At 60.0% G+C, this 20,122-nt stretch carries 21 protein-coding genes; 10 read left to right on the top strand and 11 right to left on the bottom strand.

Annotated features, from left to right (window positions below):
- Position 1 precedes the first annotated feature (1 nt).
- The gene (locus tag K7R21_RS17010) at positions 2-526 is read left to right on the top strand and encodes a TlpA family protein disulfide reductase (RefSeq protein WP_224984466.1); all 525 of its coding nucleotides are present in this window, start codon (positions 2-4) and stop codon (positions 524-526) included.
- A 234-nt stretch (positions 527-760) separates the two neighbouring features.
- Positions 761-1,000 (top strand): hypothetical protein, encoded by a 240-nt coding sequence (locus tag K7R21_RS17005; RefSeq protein ID WP_224984465.1) that lies wholly within the window; start codon positions 761-763, stop codon positions 998-1,000.
- 334 nt (positions 1,001-1,334) lie between these two features.
- On the opposite strand, the gene K7R21_RS17000 is transcribed toward K7R21_RS17005, so the two are convergent.
- Positions 1,335-2,252: an AraC family transcriptional regulator gene (locus tag K7R21_RS17000; protein WP_224984464.1), complete on the bottom strand. Its 918-nt coding sequence runs from the start codon at positions 2,250-2,252 to the stop codon at positions 1,335-1,337.
- Between the two features lie 308 nt (positions 2,253-2,560).
- On the opposite strand from K7R21_RS17000, the gene K7R21_RS16995 reads away from it, so the two are divergent.
- The gene (locus K7R21_RS16995; protein WP_224984463.1) at positions 2,561-3,571 is read left to right on the top strand and encodes an aldo/keto reductase; all 1,011 of its coding nucleotides are present in this window, start codon (positions 2,561-2,563) and stop codon (positions 3,569-3,571) included.
- 21 nt (positions 3,572-3,592) lie between these two features.
- Positions 3,593-4,651 carry an NAD(P)-dependent alcohol dehydrogenase gene (locus tag K7R21_RS16990; protein ID WP_224984462.1) on the top strand — a complete coding sequence of 353 codons (1,059 nt, stop codon included), beginning with the start codon at positions 3,593-3,595 and terminating at the stop codon, positions 4,649-4,651.
- Between the two features lie 340 nt (positions 4,652-4,991).
- Here the strand turns inward: K7R21_RS16990 and lipA are convergent, their stop codons facing one another.
- From lipA to gcvT, 6 genes are all read right to left on the bottom strand, one after another.
- The gene (gene lipA / locus K7R21_RS16985) at positions 4,992-5,843 is read right to left on the bottom strand and encodes a lipoyl synthase (RefSeq protein WP_224984461.1); all 852 of its coding nucleotides are present in this window, start codon (positions 5,841-5,843) and stop codon (positions 4,992-4,994) included.
- Between the two features lie 61 nt (positions 5,844-5,904).
- Entirely contained in the window at positions 5,905-6,705 is an 801-nt protein-coding gene (locus K7R21_RS16980; RefSeq protein WP_224984460.1) for a lipoate--protein ligase family protein, read from the bottom strand.
- 134 nt (positions 6,706-6,839) lie between these two features.
- Positions 6,840-8,279 (bottom strand): aminomethyl-transferring glycine dehydrogenase subunit GcvPB, encoded by a 1,440-nt coding sequence (gene gcvPB / locus K7R21_RS16975; RefSeq protein ID WP_224984459.1) that lies wholly within the window; start codon positions 8,277-8,279, stop codon positions 6,840-6,842.
- Entirely contained in the window at positions 8,270-9,607 is a 1,338-nt protein-coding gene (gene gcvPA / locus K7R21_RS16970) for an aminomethyl-transferring glycine dehydrogenase subunit GcvPA (protein WP_224984458.1), read from the bottom strand. The genes gcvPB and gcvPA overlap by 10 nt, the downstream gene beginning before the upstream one ends.
- Position 9,608: 1 nt before the next feature.
- Positions 9,609-9,980, bottom strand: coding sequence for a glycine cleavage system protein GcvH (gene gcvH, locus K7R21_RS16965; protein WP_224984457.1), 372 nt, complete (start codon positions 9,978-9,980; stop codon positions 9,609-9,611).
- A 120-nt stretch (positions 9,981-10,100) separates the two neighbouring features.
- Positions 10,101-11,192, bottom strand: a complete 1,092-nt coding sequence (gcvT, locus tag K7R21_RS16960; RefSeq protein WP_224984456.1) for a glycine cleavage system aminomethyltransferase GcvT — start codon at positions 11,190-11,192, stop codon at positions 10,101-10,103.
- Between the two features lie 148 nt (positions 11,193-11,340).
- Between gcvT and K7R21_RS16955 the strand changes: the two genes are divergently transcribed.
- The 6 genes from K7R21_RS16955 (at position 11,341) to K7R21_RS16930 (ending at position 15,416) form a co-directional block, all read left to right on the top strand.
- Positions 11,341-11,679, top strand: coding sequence for a hypothetical protein (locus K7R21_RS16955; protein ID WP_224984455.1), 339 nt, complete (start codon positions 11,341-11,343; stop codon positions 11,677-11,679).
- Positions 11,680-11,684: 5 nt separating this feature from the next.
- Complete coding sequence (locus K7R21_RS16950) at positions 11,685-12,668, top strand: 2-hydroxyacyl-CoA dehydratase family protein (RefSeq protein WP_224984454.1); 984 nt, start codon at positions 11,685-11,687, stop codon at positions 12,666-12,668.
- A 140-nt stretch (positions 12,669-12,808) separates the two neighbouring features.
- On the top strand, positions 12,809-13,585 hold the full coding sequence (locus K7R21_RS16945; protein WP_224984453.1) for an acyl-CoA dehydratase activase: 777 nt from the start codon (positions 12,809-12,811) through the stop codon (positions 13,583-13,585).
- A gap of 213 nt (positions 13,586-13,798) precedes the next feature.
- Entirely contained in the window at positions 13,799-14,095 is a 297-nt protein-coding gene (locus K7R21_RS16940; protein WP_224984452.1) for a cytochrome C, read from the top strand.
- The gene (locus tag K7R21_RS16935; protein WP_224984451.1) at positions 14,095-14,676 is read left to right on the top strand and encodes a putative metallopeptidase; all 582 of its coding nucleotides are present in this window, start codon (positions 14,095-14,097) and stop codon (positions 14,674-14,676) included. Before K7R21_RS16940 ends, K7R21_RS16935 begins: the two co-directional genes overlap by 1 nt.
- Positions 14,677-14,762: 86 nt before the next feature.
- Complete coding sequence (locus K7R21_RS16930; protein ID WP_224984450.1) at positions 14,763-15,416, top strand: hypothetical protein; 654 nt, start codon at positions 14,763-14,765, stop codon at positions 15,414-15,416.
- Between the two features lie 138 nt (positions 15,417-15,554).
- Here K7R21_RS16930 and K7R21_RS16925 read toward each other — a convergent pair whose 3' ends face one another.
- The 4 genes from K7R21_RS16925 to K7R21_RS16910 all read right to left on the bottom strand — a co-directional run bounded on the left by K7R21_RS16925 (position 15,555) and on the right by K7R21_RS16910 (position 19,862).
- Positions 15,555-16,937, bottom strand: a complete 1,383-nt coding sequence (locus tag K7R21_RS16925) for an OmpA family protein (protein ID WP_224984449.1) — start codon at positions 16,935-16,937, stop codon at positions 15,555-15,557.
- Between the two features lie 295 nt (positions 16,938-17,232).
- Positions 17,233-18,507 carry an OmpA family protein gene (locus tag K7R21_RS16920; RefSeq protein ID WP_224984448.1) on the bottom strand — a complete coding sequence of 425 codons (1,275 nt, stop codon included), beginning with the start codon at positions 18,505-18,507 and terminating at the stop codon, positions 17,233-17,235.
- A gap of 54 nt (positions 18,508-18,561) precedes the next feature.
- Complete coding sequence (mscL, locus tag K7R21_RS16915) at positions 18,562-18,990, bottom strand: large conductance mechanosensitive channel protein MscL (protein WP_224984447.1); 429 nt, start codon at positions 18,988-18,990, stop codon at positions 18,562-18,564.
- Positions 18,991-19,232: 242 nt separating this feature from the next.
- Positions 19,233-19,862 carry a cation transporter gene (locus tag K7R21_RS16910; RefSeq protein ID WP_224984446.1) on the bottom strand — a complete coding sequence of 210 codons (630 nt, stop codon included), beginning with the start codon at positions 19,860-19,862 and terminating at the stop codon, positions 19,233-19,235.
- Positions 19,863-20,122: the final 260 nt, after the last annotated feature.

Genomic DNA, 20,122 nt, shown 5'->3' with positions numbered 1-20,122 from the left:
AATGAAAAAGCAGATGCAGTTGAAGAAATACCTGGCGAGGATCACTCCCCTGGCACTGGCAGGCCTGCTGCTCTTCACGCAACCCGCCGCCGCCATACTACAAAAAGGTGACCCCGCTCCCCCGATCAAGCTGACCACAACTTCCGGCCAGCCGATCACCCTGAACAATTACAAGGGGTACGTACTGGTGATGGACTTCTTCGCCACTTGGTGCATTCCCTGTAAAGAATCCATACCCCACCTGAACTCGCTGAAAGCCAAGTACGGTAAGCAGGGGCTGCAGGTGCTGGGTGTCAGCGTCGATGAAGGAAGCGACCACGACGTCAAGAACTTCATCAACGAGCGCAGGATCAGCTACCCGGTCGCCATAGCAGGCGAGGACATGCAGACCGAATACGGACTGCGCTCCATCCCCACCGTCTTCGTCATCAACAAGAAGGGCGTGGTCGTGGAAAGGTTCCAGGGCTTCTCGGACCAGACCGCCAAGACCATGGAAGATACTATCAAGAGACTGCTCGCCGAATAGGCGCAGATAGCTACACGTAGAAAAACGAGAGCGGCTGTTCGGCAGCGATACCATCAACGGTTATCGCTGCCGGGCAGTCGCTCTTTTCATTTCCGTACTCTCCCCTCGCCTACTCTAGACAGCTCCCAAGGACTTCCCCCCTCATCTCAGCGCACCCACACATTGACAATATTTAATCCCATGGCAGGATTCGTTGGTGCTTTTTTCGACAACGCAAACACAAGGGGGTGTCCCATGAAACTGAGGGCAACAGGCGTGATCGGACAGGACGACGACGGCCACATCGTACTCGAGTTCAAGAAAGACCATGACGTAGCAGCGATCAAGAGCCACGTCGGGGAGGAGGTCGAACTGGTCATTGTCACCAAGGACCCCGCCGTTACTTCACGCCACTCAACAGTTTCGGAAAAGGACCCCGGCGAGCTCAGCGCGTGCGCGAAGCCGGGGTATTGGAATGTTGAGGACCAGCAGTAATCATTAGGCGTTTTCCAGGTCGGACGGGCCATTACCTGCCGACATGGGCAAACATGGCAATTCGGAGCAGAAGGAGCCTAATTCGGGATGGAATTAGCATAAGTCGGGAGCGAATTAGCCTAACTCGAAGATGAATTAGCTTAACTCAGGGCCGAAGTATGCTAATCCGGATCGGAGTTAGCATACTTCAGGTTCGTTTTGGCCTAATTCGAGTCCGAGTTAGCATACTTCAGGTTCGATTTAACCTAATTCAGACCCGGGTTAGCATACTTCAAATCGGAGTTGGCCTAATCCGGCCTGAGATTAGCATACCTCTCCTCAGCAGTAGCTTAGTTCACGCGGAAACCGAGCTTGGCAGATCACCGGTGGCCATGCGGCGCAAATGGGTGATGTCCCTAAGCGGCGGCGTACCGAAGAGACGGCTGTACTCCCGGCTGAACTGCGAGGCGCTCTCATAGCCGACGTTGAAGGCGGCCGTGGTCGCGTCGAGGCGTTCTGTCAGCATCAGGCGCCGGGCCTCGTTCAGGCGCAGCATCTTCTGGTACTGCAACGGGCTCATCGCTGTCAGACTCCGGAAGTGGTGGTGAAAGGTGGAAGTGCTCATGTTGACCTTGGTCGCCAGCTCGTCGATGCGCAACGGGTTGGCGAAGTTCCCCTTGAGCCAGTCGATCGCCCGGGCGATCTGCTGGCTCTGGCTTCCCGCCGAAGCAATCTGCCGCAGGCGTGCCCCCTGGTCGCCAACCAATAGCCGGTAGATGATCTCGCGCTGGATCATCGGCGCGAGAATCGGGACGTCCTTCTCCTCGTCAAGCAGGTCGAGCAAACGCTGGAAGGCGCTTATGAGCGGTAAGCTCACCTCGCCAACCGCCATGCCGCGGCTGGACTGCTGGGTGCGAGGCTGGGGGAGGTTGCTGTCCAGCATGAGTTGGGAGACCTCGCGCAGGTCAAGCATCAGCCGCAGACCAAGGTACGGCTTCTCCGGGCTGGCCTCGATGATCTGCACCACCGTAGGTAGATGCACCGACGTGATCAGGAAGTGATTGGCGTCGTAAATCAAGGTCTCATCACCGAGCTGAATGCGCTTGGCTCCTTGGGCAACCAGGCAAACACTTGGCTCATAGATGCCGCTCGCCGGTTCGGTCACTTCTTCCCTTCTGAACAGCGACAACCCAGGGACCGGCGTTGTGAACATCTCGCCCTGTTCGGTCCATCGGGCAACGCTCCGCCTCAAACTTCCAATGGCTTTTTCCATTATATCGGCCTCCAACCACCAGCCCAAACAACTGTTTTAACAACTCTTTACCCAGAACCATCCTAGACAAGCTCCACGCGCATTACAACTTTTTTTGCAGCCTCAGGAGGATCAGGCAAAAATCAGGCAGGATCGGTCTACCCGCTTTTCCTCTTTAAGAGCTAGGATCTGATCATCGCAATGGGACACGCAATCTTGCCCGCGCTGGAGCATGGAGCACGATGCGATAGAATTTGCCGGTACGCCTACTGTCATAGCATCGGTCCCTACGGCATCAACACCTACACAATGACTCAAAGGAGACCACAATGCAAAAGCGCAAACTGGGGAAAAGCGGGCTGGAAGTTTCCGCCCTGGGTTTAGGCTGCATGGGAATGAGCTTCTCGTATGGCCCCCCAAAGAATAAGCAGGAGATGATTGCCCTGCTGCGAACGGCGGTGGAGCGCGGCGTCACCTTCTTCGATACCGCCGAAGTCTACGGCCCGTTCATCAACGAGGACCTGGTTGGCGAGGCGCTCGCCCCCCTGCGGAACCAGGTGGTGATTGCGACCAAGTTCGGCTTCGACATCGCTCCCGGTAAGGACCCGAGGGGGATGAAGGGAGCGACACCGGGATTGAACAGCCGGCCGGAGCACATCCGCGAGGTCGCCGAAGCCTCCCTGAAGCGGCTCAAGACCGACGTCATCGACCTTTTCTACCAGCACAGGGTCGACCCCGACGTGCCTATCGAAGAAGTGGCGGGGGCGGTGAAGCAGCTGATACAGGAAGGTAAAGTAAAGCACTTCGGCCTCTCCGAGGCGGGCGTGCAGACCATCCGTCGCGCCCATGCGGTGCAGCCGGTTACGGCCTTGCAGAACGAATACTCGCTGTGGTGGCGCCGTCCCGAGGCGGAGATCCTTCCCACGCTGGAAGAACTGGGCATCGGCCTGGTCGCTTACAGCCCGCTGGGCAAGGGATTCCTGACGGGGAAGATCGACGCCAACACCACCTTCGACAGCACCGACTTCCGCACCACTCTCCCCCGCTTCACCCCCGAGGCGCGCCAGGCGAACCAGGCCCTGGTGGACCTGCTCGGGGAAATCGCCGCCCAGAAGAAGGCAACACCGGCGCAGATCGCCCTCGCCTGGCTGCTGGCGCAAAAGCCGTGGATCGTGCCTATCCCGGGAACAACCAAGCTGGAGCGTCTGGACGAGAACAACGGCGCCGTCGACATCAACCTGAGCGCGGACGACCTGCACCAGATTGACTCCGCCGCAGCAAAGATCCACGTCGAGGGGGATCGCTACCCCGAGATGCTGGAAAAGCTCACCAACAAGTAACAAGGAACAGGAGGATCAACCATGTATAAAGCGAAAGCATATTCCGCCGCCAGCGCGACCGCACCGCTGGCATCGACCACCATCCAGCGCCGCGAGCCGACCGACCGTGACGTCCAGATCGAAATTCTATTCTGCGGCATCTGCCACTCCGATCTGCACACCGTGCGCGATGAGTGGAACAGCGTGATGCCGACTATCTACCCATGCGTGCCCGGACACGAGATCGTGGGACGGGTCACCAAGGTCGGCTCGGCGGTAACCAAGTTCAAGCCGGGCGACTTGGCCGGTGTCGGCTGCCTGGTCGATTCCGACCACAGCTGCCCCAGCTGCGAAGCCAACCTGGAGCAGTTCTGCACCAATGCGACCTTCACCTATAACTCGCCCGACAAGCACCTGGGCGGCGTCACCTACGGCGGCTACTCGGACAGCATCGTGGTCGACGAGCACTTCGTGTTGCGCGTGCCCACCAACCTTGACCTGGCCGGGGTCGCACCGCTGCTTTGCGCCGGGATCACCACCTACTCCCCCATCCACCGCTGGGGCGACATCAAGGGTAAAAAGGTCGGCATCGTCGGCCTGGGTGGCCTCGGACACATGGGGGTCAAGTTCGCCAAGGCGTTTGGCGCCCACGTCGTGGTCTTCACCACCTCGCCCGGCAAGAAAGAAGATGCCCTGCGCCTGGGCGCCGACGAGGTCATCATCTCCAAGGACGCCGAGCAGATGAAGCAACATGCCGGCACTTTCAACTTCATCCTCGACACCATTGCCGCTGATCACGACCTCAACGCGTACATCCACATGCTGGGGCTGGAAGGAAACATCACCCTGGTCGGCGCGCCGGACAAGCCGCTCGCCCTCTCCTCCTTCGCGCTTCTCTTCGGCAGGCGCAGCGTTTCCGGCTCGCTCATCGGTGGCCTCGCCGAAACGCAGGAGATGCTCGACTTCTGCGGCAAACACAACATCACCTCCGACGTGGAAGTGATCCCGATCCAGAGAGTGAACGAGGCGTACGAAAGACTGGTCAAGTCGGACGTGAAGTACCGCTTCTCCATCGACATGGCATCACTGAAGGCTGAATAAGCACAAGCATAACCATTGGCCACGGAGAAAATCTGAGGGACTCTGAAAAAAGACAAAACCAGAGAGAAGCAGAAAGGCTTTACAGCAAGGACACCTCAGATATTTCTCCGTGGCATAAGCTGCCCCAACTGGCAGCTTTTTCTTTTGGAGGCTTTTGTGACGAGGGCCTGCGAGGAAACGCGGCAGCATGAGACGGCAGGAAACACCGCAGAGACAGATCTGGAGATGCTTCGAATTAGGAAGAAATGTTGCGGGTGTACAGCAAAGAGCAAATCCCCCTGTCTCCCCTTTGCAAAGGGGGGAACGTTAGGGCACGCACACCTCTAGCGCCCACTACATATCAGGCCATATCACTATATCGGTCAGCCATATATGAGCTGCGCACGTATGGGGCGCTCTCGACGTGGAGGAGGCCGGCGGCTAGGGCCTGTTGCTTCAACCTGTCAAAGCGCTCCGGCTCGATAAACTGCTGCACCGGATAGTGCTGACGGCTGGGAGCGAGGTATTGGCCCAGACTCAGGTAGCTGCACCCCGCTGCAACCAAATCCTTGAATGCCGCGAGAAGTTCCTCCTCCTCCTCACCCAGCCCGAGCATCAATCCCGATTTCGTCTTTAACTCCGGTGCCAGCCGATGCGCGTCGGCCAGTAGCCGCAAAGACCGTTGGTAATCGGCACCGGACCTAATGGCATAGAGCCTCGGCACCGTCTCCAGGTTGTGCCCCAGGATGTCCGGCTCGCTCGCCAGCACCGTCTTGAGCGCCTCAAGGTCCCCCTGGAAATCCGGGATCAGCAGTTCAATCTTCGTTGCAGGAGAGGCACTGCGAATGGCGGCGACAGTCTCTGCGTACTGCCCTGCGCCGCCGTCGGTTAGGTCATCACGGGTGGGGCTCGTGATCACCACGTGCGAGAGCTTCAAACGGCAGACAGCCTCGGCCACCGCGACCGGTTCGCCCTGCTCAGGGGGCTGCGGCACCTCCTTGGCAACGGAACAGAATGAGCACAGCCGCGTGCAGGCGCGTCCAAGGATCAGGAAGGTCGCCTGCCTTTGCCGAAAACACTCGGTGATGTTGGGGCAACGGGCCTGCTGGCAGACGGTGTTCAGGTTGAGCTCTTTCAACAGCCCTTCCATCTCCGCGTGCGCGGCCGGGTTTACCTTCTTTTGCAGCCATTCCGGCTTGCGTAAAACTTCCATCTCACCCCCAAGCATCCACATCCCCTCTCCCTCCGGGAAAGGGACTAACATAATTTTCGTTTTAGCTCCGTCCCTCAAAGGTCCAACTCGGGCAGAGGTACTTATGCTCCTCAAGCTTCCCCGTCGTCACCATCTCCTGGTCCGTCGGCGATTCGGACACCAACTCGACGCCCATCCGCTCCTGAAACGACTCGACCAGAAGCCGTTTCAGCTCATCCGGCTCCGGCATGTGCCCCAGGTCCGCAAGACTTACCGAGCGCGTCGCACCAGGCGCAGGTTCCTTCAGGTAACGCATTCCCTGCTGCACCCGGTTCTCCAGCGGGATCGACCCGTGCTGCAGGATGGCGCCGGAGAGGCGGCGCTGCGCGTTGCCACCAATCTTGCGGTCGTTGATGATCACATCGAATTCTTCTTTGCCGGCGAAGCAGTACGAGGTCCGCTCGCCGAGACGCTCCTCGCCGGGGTTGCAGTCGACGGCGAAGCGTGCGTCGAGGCCCAGGCGCTGGTAGGTACCGAGAAGGAATCCGCACAGTTTGCGGAAGCCGTCCTTTACCCCGGTGCGATCGCCCAGGTGTTCCGGAGCGCAGACCACGCTGTAGGTCACCTCAGCGGCGTGGTAGATGATGCCGCCGCCAGTCATGCGGCGCACCACCGGCACGCCCTCTTCGCGACAGAGATCGAGCTTCAGTGCGGCCGCCGCATCCTGGTAGCGTCCTACGGAAAGGGTGGGAGGATTCCACCCGTACAGGCGCAGAACCGGCCGGGTGGGATCCTTCTGGAAACAGTTGAGCAGCGCCTCGTCCAGCGCCATGTTGCGGGGACCATCGAGCGGACCGGTGTCTATCAAACGCCACTTACACATCAAAACCTCTAAACCGTTCACAAGGAGGAAATTCGAGAAAATCTGTGAAAACAAAGGCCCTTGCCTTTCTCCGCTTTTGTCTTTCCTCAAATGTCCTCAGATTTCCTCCCTGCTAATTGTTTTCCCTCTTTTTTTTATTCGCAGCACACCTGCTGCATTCTTGCGGCGCGGGTTTCGTCGAGCCGCCCCACGGGGGTGGTGACCGGCGCCTCGTGCAGACGCTCCGGATCGTCCTTGGCCATCCTGGCTGCCTCCAGCATCACCTCGATAAAGGCATCCATGGTCTGCTTGCTCTCGGTCTCGGTCGGCTCGATCATGATCGCCTCCTTGACGTTGAGCGGGAAGTACACGGTCGGCGGATGGAAGCCCCGGTCGATGAGGTACTTCGCGACGTCAATGGCATGCACGCCGTTTTGCACCTGCCGGCTCGCGGAAAACACGCACTCATGCATGCAGGTCTGGTCGAAGGGAAGGTCATACTCTTCCTTCAACCGCGCCATCATGTAGTTCGCGTTCAGCACCGCCTGTTCGCTCACCTCGATCAGCCCCTCGCGCCCCAAGAGCGTGATGTAGGCATACGCCCGCGCCATGATGGCGAAGTTGCCGAAGAAGTCGGAAACCCGCCCGATCCCTTCAGGATGGTCTTCCACGGCATAGCTGCCGTCCTCCCTGCGCACCACGCGCGGGGTGGGGAGGAAGCGGACCAGGTCCCCCCTCACGCCGATGGGGCCGCTGCCGGGACCGCCTCCGCCGTGCGGAGTACCGAAGGTCTTGTGCAGATTGACGTGGATGACGTCGAAGCCGACGTCGCCAGGTCGCACCTTGCCGAGGATCGCGTTCAGGTTGGCGCCGTCGTAGTAGGTGAGCGCGCCCCCTTCGTGGGCGATGGCGCAGATCTCGGCTATGTGTGGGTTGAACAGCCCCAGCGTGTTGGGGCAGGTCAGCATCACCGCCGCCACCTCGTCGTTCATCGCCTGCCGGAACAGGTCGAGGTCCATGTCGCCATAGGGGGCGGTCGGAACGGTGACGATTTCGTAGCCGGCCATGGCGGCACTGGCCGGGTTGGTGCCGTGCGAGGAGTCGGGAACGATGACGTACTTCCGCTTCTGGTCACCGCGCGCTTTGTGATAGGCGGCGATCACCATGATGCCGGTCATCTCGCCGTGGGCGCCGGCCAGCGGCTGGGTGGTCACCTCTTCCATGCCGGTGATTTCGGCCAACTGGCGTTCCAGCTCATAGACGATGGCCAGCGGCCCCTGCACCAGCTTGTCGCCGCCGGGAAGCAGCGCCAGCATCGGGTGGCAGGAAGCGAACAGCCCGCCGGCATTCTCGGTCACCTTGGTGTTGTACTTCATGGTGCAGGAACCAAGCGGATAGAAGTTGGTATCAACCGAAAAGTTCCTGCGGGAAAGGTTGGTGTAGTGCCGCACCAGGTCCAGTTCGCCTACCTCGGGCAGTCGCACCGGTTCACCGCGTCTCACCGCGTCGGGAAGAGATGCGGCCTTGGGAACGTCGCTCAAGGGGACCCTGACGCCGGTGCGTCCGGAGACGGATTTCTCAAAGATCAGCTCCATAACACCTCCTCAAACAGCCCCGCCAGGCGGTCGATCTCGTCCTTGGTCCGCTTTTCGGTCACGGTCACCACCAGCGCCTGCTCCATGTCCGGATAGTACTGACCCAGTGGCACTCCCGCCGCTACTCCCTTGTCGAGCAGCCGTTGTACCACTTCGCCCGCATCCTTGGGAAGGGCCAAGGTGAACTCGTTGAAGGTGGCACCGCGGTTAAGGAGATTCACTCCCCGCACCGCGCCGAGCACCGATTTCGCGTACTGGGCCTTGTCGTAGTTCAACTGGGCGAGGTCCTCGAATCCCTTCCTCCCCAGGGAGGTGCAGAAGATGAGGCCGCGCAGGGCACACAGGCTCTGGTTGCTGCAGATATTGGAGGTAGCCTTGTGTCGCTTGATGTGCTGCTCGCGTGCCTGCAGGGTGAGCACGAAGCCGCGCCGCCCCTGGTGGTCGATGGTCTCGCCGACGATGCGCCCCGGGAGGTTTCTGATGAAGCGCTTGCGGGTGGCGATGAAGCCGAAGTAGGGCCCCCCGAACGATACGTGATTGCCGAGGCTCTGCCCCTCCCCCACCGCGATGTCCGCTCCCATCTCGCCGGGGCTGGCGACCAGCCCCATGGCGATGGGGTAGCAGGAGACGATCAGAAGCGCCTCGTGGTCGTGCGCCTTCTGCGCCAGCTCCCGGAAGTCCTGTACTGAGCCGAAGAAGTTCGGGCTCTGTACGACCACCGCGGCGGTCTCGTCGTCGATGGAGGCCATGAGGCGGGCGAGGTCGGAGGCGCAGCCATCCGGAGCCACGTCCACGGCTTCGGCGGAGAGGCCGTGCAGGTAGCCGGTAACGATCTCCCGGTGCAGCGGGTTGACGGAGCCGTCCAGGATCACCTTGTGCCGGTCGGTGATGCGCAGCGACATGAGCGCCGCCTCGGCCACGGCGGTGCCGCCGTCGTAGAGCGAGGCGTTGGACGCTTCCATTCCGGTCAGCCGGCAGATGGTGGTCTGGTACTCGTAGAGCGCCTGGAGCGTCCCCTGCGCGCACTCGGGCTGGTACGGTGTATAGGCTGTGTAGAACTCGGCGCGGGAGGCGAGGTGATCGATGGCGGCAGGAATGAAGTGGTCATAAATGCCACCGCCGATGAAGGGGGTGATATCGGCGCCGCAGGAGGCAGCCTTCTCCCTCATCAACCGCATGAGCTCAAGCTCGGACATGCCGGGCGGGAGGTCGAAGGATTTGGCGCGCAGCTCCGCGGGAATAGGGGCGAAAAGCTCCTCCACGCTGGCCGCGCCGATTACCGCCAGCATGTCCCGGATGTCATCCGGCGTGTTCGGGCAGTATCCCATGTCACAGTCCTTTCAGGTACTCGTCATAAGCAGCGGCGTCCATGAGCGCGCCCAGTTCGGCCTCGTTGACGCCCTCGAGCTTGCAGATCCATCCCTGCAACTCTGCCCCCTGGTTCACCAGTTCCGGGGCTTCGTCCAGCGCCTGGTTCACCTCCGCCACCTTCCCCGAGACCGGCGCGTAGATGTCGCTTGCCGCTTTCACCGACTCGATAGCCGCCAAGGCCTCGAACTGTTTGACACTCTTGCCGATCTTGGGAAGCTCGACGAAGGTGATGTCCCCCAGTTCGTGGGCCGCGTGCTCGCTGATGCCCACCGTCGCCTGCGCCCCCGCCATCTCGACCCACTCGTGCTCCTTGGTGTAGAACTTTGCCATGGTGCGACCTCCGTTTTAAGGATGAAAAGCAATACGAACAGGGATAAAGGGGATAAAAGGGATAACTGCAGGATCTGTGTTTTCATCCCCTGTATCCCTTTTATCCCTGTCAAAGGGTTGTCAGCTTCTGAGCGACCCGCCGGCGTAGAAGGGAAGCTCGACCACCTGCGCCTCCATCTCCACCTTTTCGTGCCTGATGGTGAGCCGCGTCCCAAGCGCCGCAGCCTCTGGCCTAACCAGCCCCAAGCCGATGCCACAGGAGAGCATGGGGGAGAAAGCACCGCTGGTTACCAGGCCCACCTCCTCCCCATCGTGCAGGATCTGGTAGAAGTGGCGCGGCGCGCGCCGCGAGTCGACCTTGAAGGCAACCTTCATCCGCGGCGAGCCCTGCCCCATCTCCCGCTCCAGGGCAGGTTTGCCGACGAACTCCTTGTTCATGTTGACGAAGGTGGAGAGCCCGGCGGTCAAAGGTGTGATGGTCTCGTCGAGGTCGTTGCCGTAGAGGGAATATCCCATCTCCAGCCGCAGCAGGTCGCGTGCACCCAGCCCGGCCGGCGCCACGCGCGGGTCCTCGAGCAGCAGGCGCCACAACTCGACCACCTTGTCGGCAGAAATGAAGATCTCGTAGCCGAGTTCCCCGGTGTAGCCGGTCCGGCTGACGATGGCGTCAATTCCCAGGATGCTGGTCCTGATGAACTTGAAGAAGGGGATGTCCCGGATCGCCGGTCCGAAATGCTGCACCATGATCTCCCGGGAGAGCGGCCCTTGCACGTCGACCTTGCCGGTGCGTGCAGAGATGTCGGTCAGGGCGGCGGGGTCCTTGAGCCGCGAGCGGATCACGGCGAAGTCGTTGTCGGAGGTGGCGGCGTTGACCACGATCATCGCCTCGTCTTCGCCCAACCGGAACACGATGAGATCGTCGATGACTCCGCCGGCATCGTTCAGGAGAAAGCCGTAGCGCGAACGCCCGACCGGGATGGATTTGACCGAGAAGGTGAAAACATCCTCCAGCCCGTTGGCAACCGGGTCGCCCTTGCAGAGGAATTCCCCCATGTGGCAGATGTCGAAGAGGGCGGCCTGCTCGCGGCACCACTTGTGCTCGGCGATGATGCCGGAGTACTGGATCGGCATGAGCCACCCGCCGAAGGGGGCCATGAGCGCTTTCAGGTTCTCGTGATCGGCACACAACGGTGTTGCCTTGAGCTCTTCCATAACTGACTCCTTTCCCTCAACCGAAATTAGCATCGACTTAACAAAAGATGAGAGGATACATTTCGAAACTGCCTCAACCGCTCTATCTGTTTAACTTCTTGCCAAATTCACCGATATGAATATAATCTAGCCGTTGTTAGGAGAATTCATGGACAAGACTGAGCTTTTACAAAAAACGGCAGAGAAGCTTTCGCCATTCGAAACGGCAAACATTGTGGGTTTCGCCCAGCACCTGACTGTGAAGAGCGCGCTCTCGAACCCTTGGATCGTCTGCGGCTTCCTCATTCTCGCTTTCTACGCCGTCATCGTGCGGTCGAAATTCGTGCTGGCTGCCCTCTTCACCACCATTTCGCTACTGCTCCTGATCCGCTACACCATGCCGGCGGAAGGCGATTCGCTGAACCTTTCCTCGACCCTCCCCTTCGCCTTCGGCGGTCTCGCCATCGGCGCGTTCCTCATCTATTTATTTTTCATCAAGACGGAGTAGACCTTTTGCGTAGAGTAGGCTTTACCACCACCATCCCGCTGGAAGTGCTGGTCGCGGCGGGCGTGGTTCCAATCGATCTCAACAACGTCTTCATCACCCATCCCGAAAAGGCCTCACTGATAGAAGATGCCGAACTCACCGGCTTCCCCCGCAACGTCTGCGCCTGGATCAAGGGGATCTACGGCGCCGTCGTCGCCAGCGGCGTGCAGGAGATGATCGCCGTCACCGAAGGGGACTGCAGCTACACCAAGGCCCTGATGGAGGTCCTGTCGCTGAACGGGGTGCGGGTCTATCCGTTCGCGTACCCGGCGGGCCGTGAAGCCGCTCCGCTCAAGGCCGAGATCGAGAAACTCATGTCGGTGTTCGGCGTCGACTGGCCCCAGGTGGATGAGGCGAAAAGACGCCTGGACCGGATCAGGACCAAGGTGCACGAGATCGACCGCCTCACCTGGCAGGAGAACCGGGTCACCGGTGAGGAGAACCACTACTTCCAGGTCTGCACCTCCGACATGAACGGCGACCTCGATGCCTTCGAGTCCGAGGTGGACGCTTTCCTGGCGCAGGCAGCGCAAAGGCCTGAGCGCAAGGAGCGCATCAGGCTGGCCTACCTGGGCGTCCCCCCTATCGTCTCCGGGCTGTACGATTTCGTGGAGGAGGTGGGCGCCCGCGTCGTCTTCAACGAAACCCAGCGACAGTTCTCCATGCCGTACGGCATCCAGGACCTGGTGGAGCAGTACCGCGCTTACAGCTACCCCTACGACATCTTCCACCGACTCGGCGATATCGGCCGCGAACTGGAAAAACGCAAGGTGGACGGGGTGATCCACTATGTACAATCCTTCTGCTTCAGGCAGATCGAGGATATGGTACTCAGAAAGAGCATCAAGCTCCCGATTCTCACACTCGAAGGTGACAAGCCGGGTGACCTCGATGCCAGAACGAAGATCAGGTTGGAAGGGTTTCTGGAATTGCTCGAAGAGCGTAACTGAAAATCCCTTGGCTGTGCCAAACCCGTGACAAAATATACAATGACCTCTGCGATTGGCAAGCAGGGCAACAAGATAAAACCGCACCGTCAGTACCTTAAAAAGCTTCAGAGCGGCCGGTAATGACAGGAGAAGAAATTCAGGTGTCAGACACGTTGAAAATAGGAATCGACCTGGGGAGCAGGAAAGCCAAGTTCGCACTGATGCGCGGCGACGAGATCGTCAGACTGGCGGACCTGGATACCATAGCCTTCTACAAGAAGTACGGCAGCATCGTGAACGACGAGCTCTCGCTCGACCTCTTGGGAAGCGGCATCTTCAGCGCCGATGAGCTGGCGCAGGCGCAGATAACGGTGACCGGCTACGGCCGCAACAGCATCAACCTGCACGGCGCACGCGTGATTTCCGAGATCAAGGCGCACGTCGCCGGCGCGCGCACCCAGACCGGGCTCGCCAACTTCACCCTCCTGGACATGGGGGGGCAGGACACCAAGGTGGCCCAGGTAGTGGCGAGCCGACTCACCGACTTCGTCATGAACGACAAGTGCGCCGCCTCCAGCGGGCGCTACCTGGAAAACATGGCCGCCGTCCTCGAGGTCAGCCTGGACGAACTCTCCTCGCACTCGGAGGAGCCGGTGGCGCTGGACGCGACCTGCGGCATCTTCGGCGAGAGCGAGCTGATCGGCCAGATCCTGCGCGGCTACCCGGTCTCCAGGCTCTGCGCCGGCGTGAACCTCACCCTGGTGAAGCGGGTGATGCCGATGCTGAAGCGGTTTCCCTCCGACACACTGGTGATCACGGGCGGGGTCGCGCTGAACGGTGCCATGGTTGACCTGTTACGGGCGCAGTGCGGCATGGAGATCGTGATCCCCAAGCATCCGCAGCACAACGGCGCCATCGGCTGCGCCTCGAACCCTTAAAAACTAATTTCAACACAAAGACGCGGAGCCGAAAAGGCGCTGGGAAACGCGAGGGAATTCTCATAACGCTTTTGCCGTTCCCCGTATTGGATCTTTATCTTTGCGCCTCGGCGTCTTTGCGTCTTTGCGTTAAGAGCTTTTCTCACAATTTCGCTTGAATTTTCCCTGCGGCGCGTTTAACCTCGCCGCTTAGATTTGATCCCTGGAGGGTACATGAAAATCGGCAAGAAAGACTGGATCTTCATCGGCATCATCGCTGCCGTTTTTATCGCCTTCTACGTCATTTCCGGCGAGGAAAAGACCAAGCGCGTCCCACTGGACGACACCCACAAGCCTTCCTACGAGCTGTTCAAGAAGACCGGCAGCAAGATGGAGGCGGACAAAGGATGCCCCGTCTGCCACAACACCGCACCCGGCGGCGTCCCCTTCCCCGCAAAACACCCTGTGAAACCCAAGGACGGGCCGATGCGCTGCCTGTTCTGCCACAAACTGAAACTCGCCGGAGTGTAATGACCACGCTGAACCTGACCGGGGAGCTGGAGCGGCTGATCTACGACATCACCCTCCGCTCCCCGGAACTGCACCACATCATCCCTGAAAAGCTGCTGGTCTGCGTCTCCACCGGCAGGGCCAGCCGCGGCGGCAGCCTCGCCAAGATCCACCCGCTGCGCTTCGCCGGCGGCGAGCGGTCGGTCAAGGCCCGGCGCGGCCGGCGTAGTGTCCTGTGCACCATGCCCAGCATCACCCACCGCGGAGAGGAGATGCTCTACGTCATCTATTTCCTGGTCCCCCGCTTCCTGGAACTCTCCTTTCGCGAGAAGCTGATCACCATCTTCCACGAGCTGTACCACATCTCTCCTGCCTGCGACGGCGACATCCGCCGCTTCCCCGGCCGTAACTACGCCCACGGCTCATCCACCAAGGCCTACAACCTGTTGATGGGACAAATGGTGGACCGCTATCTGGAGGCCATCCCGGACCGGTCGACACTGGACTTTCTGGAGGGGAACCTAGCAGCGCTGCGCTCCCGGCACAGCGCCATCGTGGCCCGACGCCTCCAGGCCCCCCGTATCAGCATCACGCCGGCTTAATGATAAGCCTGCCTTGACTTTTCATTGTAAAAACTCTAACTTGGCGATATCCACAGATCCGCAGACCCCAAAGGGGGTAAGACATCATGCTGAAACTGGACTACACCGTCACCCGCAAGTTCGAAGAACTCGCCGAGAAGGCGAAAAAGGTCAGTTCTTCGCAGCTAATCAACGACATCGCGGCCACCGTCGATTCCAAGCTCTTCCAGGACTGGGCCAACTCGGCGCTCAGCCTGCTGCAGCACATCTTCGGGGAGGAAAGCGCCTACTACCGCAACTTCCAATCCATCTACTCCAAGATCATCAACATCACCTACAAGGAAAGCTTCGACAACTGCCGCGCCATCGTACAGTCCGCCCGCGAGGAGTATGAAGCCGGGGGACTCACCGAGATCCGCCTGTTCCTGGACCACGCCGTGCTGGAGTACCTGGGAGGGAGGACCTCCGAGTTTTTGAAACGCGGCGACAACCACACCGCCTGCATCCTGGCATCGGTGTTACTGGAGCAGGTGCTGATGCTGGTCTGCGCCAACAAGGGGGTCCCGGCTGGCAGCACCGACGAGATGAACGAGGCGCTCTACCAGGCCAAGGCCTACCAGGTGGGGACCTACCAGCGGATCAAGGACTGGTGCTACATGAAGGCAGATTTCCTGGCAGGACAAGGAGAGCGATACCGCACGGCCGACGTGGACGAGATGCTGCGCGGCGTGCAGCGCTTCATCGCCAAGGAGATCGGGTAGAAATTAAGACTAACATTAAGAGTGAGATCAGATCGTGCAGCAAAAAGGGGAAGCCATACGGCCTCCCCTTTTTAGTCACGCAATCACCTGACAGCAAATGCGCCTCTTCTTAATCTCAATCTTAATCGTTATCTCATTCTACTTTGTAACCACGCAGTCGATGATGGCATTGATCCTGCGGTTCTTGGCCCGCCCCTCGGCGGTGCTGTTGTACGCGACGCGCCTGGTGTAACCGTATCCCTTGGCGGTCAGACGGCTCTTCTCGATGCCGAAGTTGTCTACGAGGTAGCGCACCGCGCTTTCGGCGCGTTCACGCGAGAGCTTCATGTTGTAGTCGTAGCCACCGACGTTGTCGGTATGACCTTCGATGATCGCGGTGGTGGTCGGGTACTTCTTCATGTAGTCGGCGACCTTCGCCATTTCATCCTTGTACTGCGGCTTGATGTCGAACTTGCCGGTGTCGAATTCCACCACCAGAGCCATGCACAGGCGCTCGGGGGGCTTCACTTCCTTGACGTCGAAGGCACAGTCGATGATCGCCTCGATGCGGCGGTTGGCCTGGCGTCCCTCATCTGTGGCGTTAGACGCTATCGGGCGGGTTAGCCCGAAGCCGCGGGCCTCGAGACGGGAACGGTCGATGCCGCAGTTGGCGACCATGTAGTCAACAACTGCCTGCGCGCGGCGCTTGGAGAGTTCGAGGTTGTACTCGGGGGGGCCGACGCTGTCGGTGTGCCCTTCGATGACGGCGGTGGTGGTGGGATATTGCTTCATAAAGTCGCACACCGGGCCGATCTGCTCCTTGTCCTCCTGGCGGATGGCTGCCTTGTCGATGTCGAACTCGCCGTGCAGGGTGACGCAGTACTTGTAGTGACCCGGCACCGGCTCAGCAGCGGGAACCTGCTCCAGGGGAGGTTCCTCGGCGGGAGCCGGCTGCGCCACCGGGGGCACCGGTTGGGCCACGGCCGCGGGGGCTTCCTTGACGCCGCCAAAGACGAAATCGACGCCGACGCTGTACTCGAGGTTGTGGAAGGACTCGCCGTCTTCCCGCAGGATAAGGTGCCGCAGGTCGCCCCTGAGCGCCACAGTGTCAGTGATGAAGTACTTGATGCCCCCCCCGTAATTGAAGGCGGGACGGCTGGTCTCGTACGGCGCGGCGGCTTCACGCGACTGCCCGCCGTAGCCGGCGGCGAGATAAGGGACCAACTGGCCCTCCGGCATGAAGTGGTAGAGCATGTCCAGATGGTAGTTGTACGCGTTGACGTGACCTATGTTACTGTTCTTCTTGCCTTCGGTGGGAACGTAGTCGAATACCGCCTCGACGCCGAAGTGCCGGGTGAAGTTGTAGCCGGCGCGCAAGCCAAAGTCAGGAGCGGTTTCCAGGTGCTCCTTGCCGATGAAGGTGTAGCCGCCTATGAATGGCGATAGGGAGAAGCTTTCTGCCTTGATCTCGGCGTGGGCCTGCGGGAGCAGCGTGAACAACAATGCGGGAACCAGAACAAGCAACAGCAGGTACTTTTTCATCTGACACCTCCTATGTTGTTAGGGCTTCACGGTAATGAATGCATTGGGGGAGCGCCCGGCAGCGGCGCGGAAATACTGATGCAACTGAAGGCGAGGCAAGACAGAGAGGGCTTTGTTATGAGCAGGTGCTCGCGCCACGCTGGTATTGTGGCAGCCCGGGGAAAACACATCGCAAAGGCTACCACTCATTTACCGGGGTGCAAGAACATGATGCGGTGAAACTGACAGAAGGGAAATGTGAAAAGGCGCTCCTGCCGAACAGGAGCGCCTTTTTCTGTTGCTACTCAGTCTGCTTTTACTCGCAGCTGAAGTTGGACTCGATACGGCGGTTTTGCTGTTTGCCGACAGCGGTCTTGTTGCTGGCCACGGGCTTGGTGGGACCATAACCGACTGCCTTGATACGGTCAGGCGCAATGTCGAAATTCTTGATCAGGTAGTTGCGCACGCTCTCGGCGCGACGCTGGGACAGCTTCATGTTGGCCGCCTTGTTGCCGACGTTGTCGGTGTGTCCTTCGATGGTCCCTTTGGCCTGGGGGAACTCCTTGAGGAATGCGCCCACGGCCTTGAGTTCATCGTGGTACTGCGGCTTGATGTCAGACTTGTTGGTGTCGAACTTGATGTTGATTACCGCAGGCTTGCACAGCTTGGCCGGCTCGGCGACCGGGGCCACGACAGGCGGAGGCGGAACCGGGGCCACGACAGGAGCCGGGGCGGGAGCAGGCGGGGGCGGGGCAACTACGGCGACCTTGGCCAGGCTCTTTGCCGTCCCGCCGGCACCGACGCAGACGAGCGTGTAGTCGGCGCTTTGAGTGGGAGTGACCGTCATGGAACCGGAAGTCGGCACCGTCCCTATGCCCGGCTCGATCGCGCACGAGGTCGCGTTGCTGGAAGTCCAGGTCAAGGTCACCATGTCACCCTTGGTGACCGAGGCAGGTGCGACCGTCAGCTGGTCGGTCGGAAGTGCGGGAGGCGGCGGCACCACTACGGGTGCGGGAGCCGGGGCGGCGGCTGCGACAGGCGCTTCCTTCACGCCGCCGAAGATGAAGTCCATGCCGACGGTGTATTCGAGGTTGTGGAGCCTCTCGTTGTCAGACACCGGCATAAGGTGCCGCACATCTGCCCTCAAGGCGAGAGCATCTTGGAGGAAATATTTGGCGCCGAGGCCGTAGTTGAAGGTCGAGTGATCGACGCCGTCACCTCCCGGATACTTCCTCGATTGCCCACCAAAGCCGGCCGCGAGGTAAGGCACCAGCCGGGATTCCGGCATGAAGTGATAAAGGGCGTCCAGATGGTAGTTATAGACATCCACGCCATGCCCGATGCCGCTGTTCTCCCTCCCTTCCGTGTTGACGTAGTCGAAGACAGCCTCCACCCCTAACTGCTTGGTGAAGTTGTAGCCGGCGCGCAGACCATAGACCGGCATGGTCTCCAGACGGTCCTTACCGAAGAAGGTGTACCCCCCGATGTAGGGGGACAGCGAGAAGGTCTCCGCCTTTACCTCGGCGTGGGCCGCGGTGTGGACGCCCAGCAGCAAGGCCGGAGCGAGAAGAAACAGCACTTTTTTGTTCATTCTGATTACCTCCTGTGTATTTCAGGTTTGTTCCTGCTTAGTGTTAATTTCAGATTATCCCTGCTCGGATGTGCAATTGGGGCAGCGTGTCGCCTTGATGGGGATCATCGTGCAGCAGCGCGGGCATTCCTTGGTGGTGACCGGGGGAGGAGGCGCCGGCATCAGCCTGTTGATCTGGCGCACCACGAGGAACAGGGCGAAGGCTACGATAAGAAAATCGAAGACTGCGTTCAGGAAGAGACCGTAAGCGATAACCGGCACGCCGGCCGCCTTGGCCTCGGCTACGGAGCGGACCGGTGTGGCGGAGAGGTTGATGAACAGGGAGGCGAAATCGATGTTGCCAAGCAGTTTCCCGATGGGCGGGGTAATGATGTCGGCGACGAAAGAAGTGACTATCTTGCCGAAGGCGGCCCCGAGCACGACGGCGACGGCGAGATCGAGCACATTCCCCTTGACGGCGAACTTCTTGAATTCCTCAAGCATTTCGGCGTTCCCTCCTTCCAATTAAAATCATATCCCAGCAGTACACATTAAAAACACTACCACCCGTTAGCGCCCTGCGCAACAAAGCACCTTCCTTTTTGTCAACGGCAACAAAGGCTGGCGCTTTATTCGCGCAGGGCCCCCTGTGGCGACGCTCACGGTATTTCAGCATGCAGCGGGTGATCTGCTGCTGTGGAAGGAGGAGAAGAAGCGGAGTTAGCCACCGGCTAACCAGGAGAGCTTCAACTGCAGGAACAGGGGATGCCTCTCGCCTTGTCGAAGGCCTCCCTCCCCTCCTTGAAGCTGAACCAGCCGATGCCGAGGGCTCCGGCCGAGTCGAGCCACCCGATGCCGGTGAGATAATAGCCGGCACTGGAAACAAGCAAAATGACGGAAAGGTAGAGGCAGACGCGGGTGCAGGCGGCATCGGCGAGGATGGCTTGCGAGTTAAGCGCCGTTCCCACCTTGACCTTTTGCTGGATCAACAACCACATCGACAGTATGGAGACCAGGGAAACCACGATGCCCCAGAAGGTGGTAGTGGGAGCATGGCGGTGAAAGGCGTCGTAGCCTGCGGTGAGCAGGAGGCCGGCCGCGAGCAGGTAAAAGCCGCCGCCAGTTATCCTGAGCGCCCCGCGCTCGAACTGGTCCGGGGCCTGCTCCGGATTCTCCCGCTGGCGCCGCACCATGTGCCAGATGCCGGCCCCCGAGATGACCTCGACGAAGGAGTCCAGACCGAAACCGAACAGGGCCAGGGATTCGTCCTCGAAGCCGAACCAGGCGGAGACCACGCCTTCGAGGATGTTGTACAGGATGGTAATCAGCGCCAGGAGCGCCGCTGTGCGGTAGAACTTGTCGAGTTGCCTGTTCATTTTGCGTCCTTGTGCGCTGCGACTGGATGTATCGGAAGTTTTGAATATATCGCGAGGCCGCTGCGAAAGTCAACGGCCGGGACTGCTCCCGGTTTCTCTTTATCGACGGTGCAGACCGCGCCTCCTGCAAGTAATGGATTCTGCGCCGCTCTGAAAAGTGAGAACTATTGCCCTTGAAAAAATGGCAAACTCGGCGTGAGACCCTGCAGAAATAATATTGACAGCCAAAAACCGCTATGCTATACACGTAATCTCTTCGC

The sequence above is a fragment of the Geomonas agri genome (assembly GCF_020179605.1).
GTDB classification, from domain to species: Bacteria; Desulfobacterota; Desulfuromonadia; order Geobacterales; family Geobacteraceae; genus Geomonas; species Geomonas agri.
Note: the sequence above shows the minus strand (reverse complement) of the source record. Positions and strands in the feature narration are given on the sequence as shown.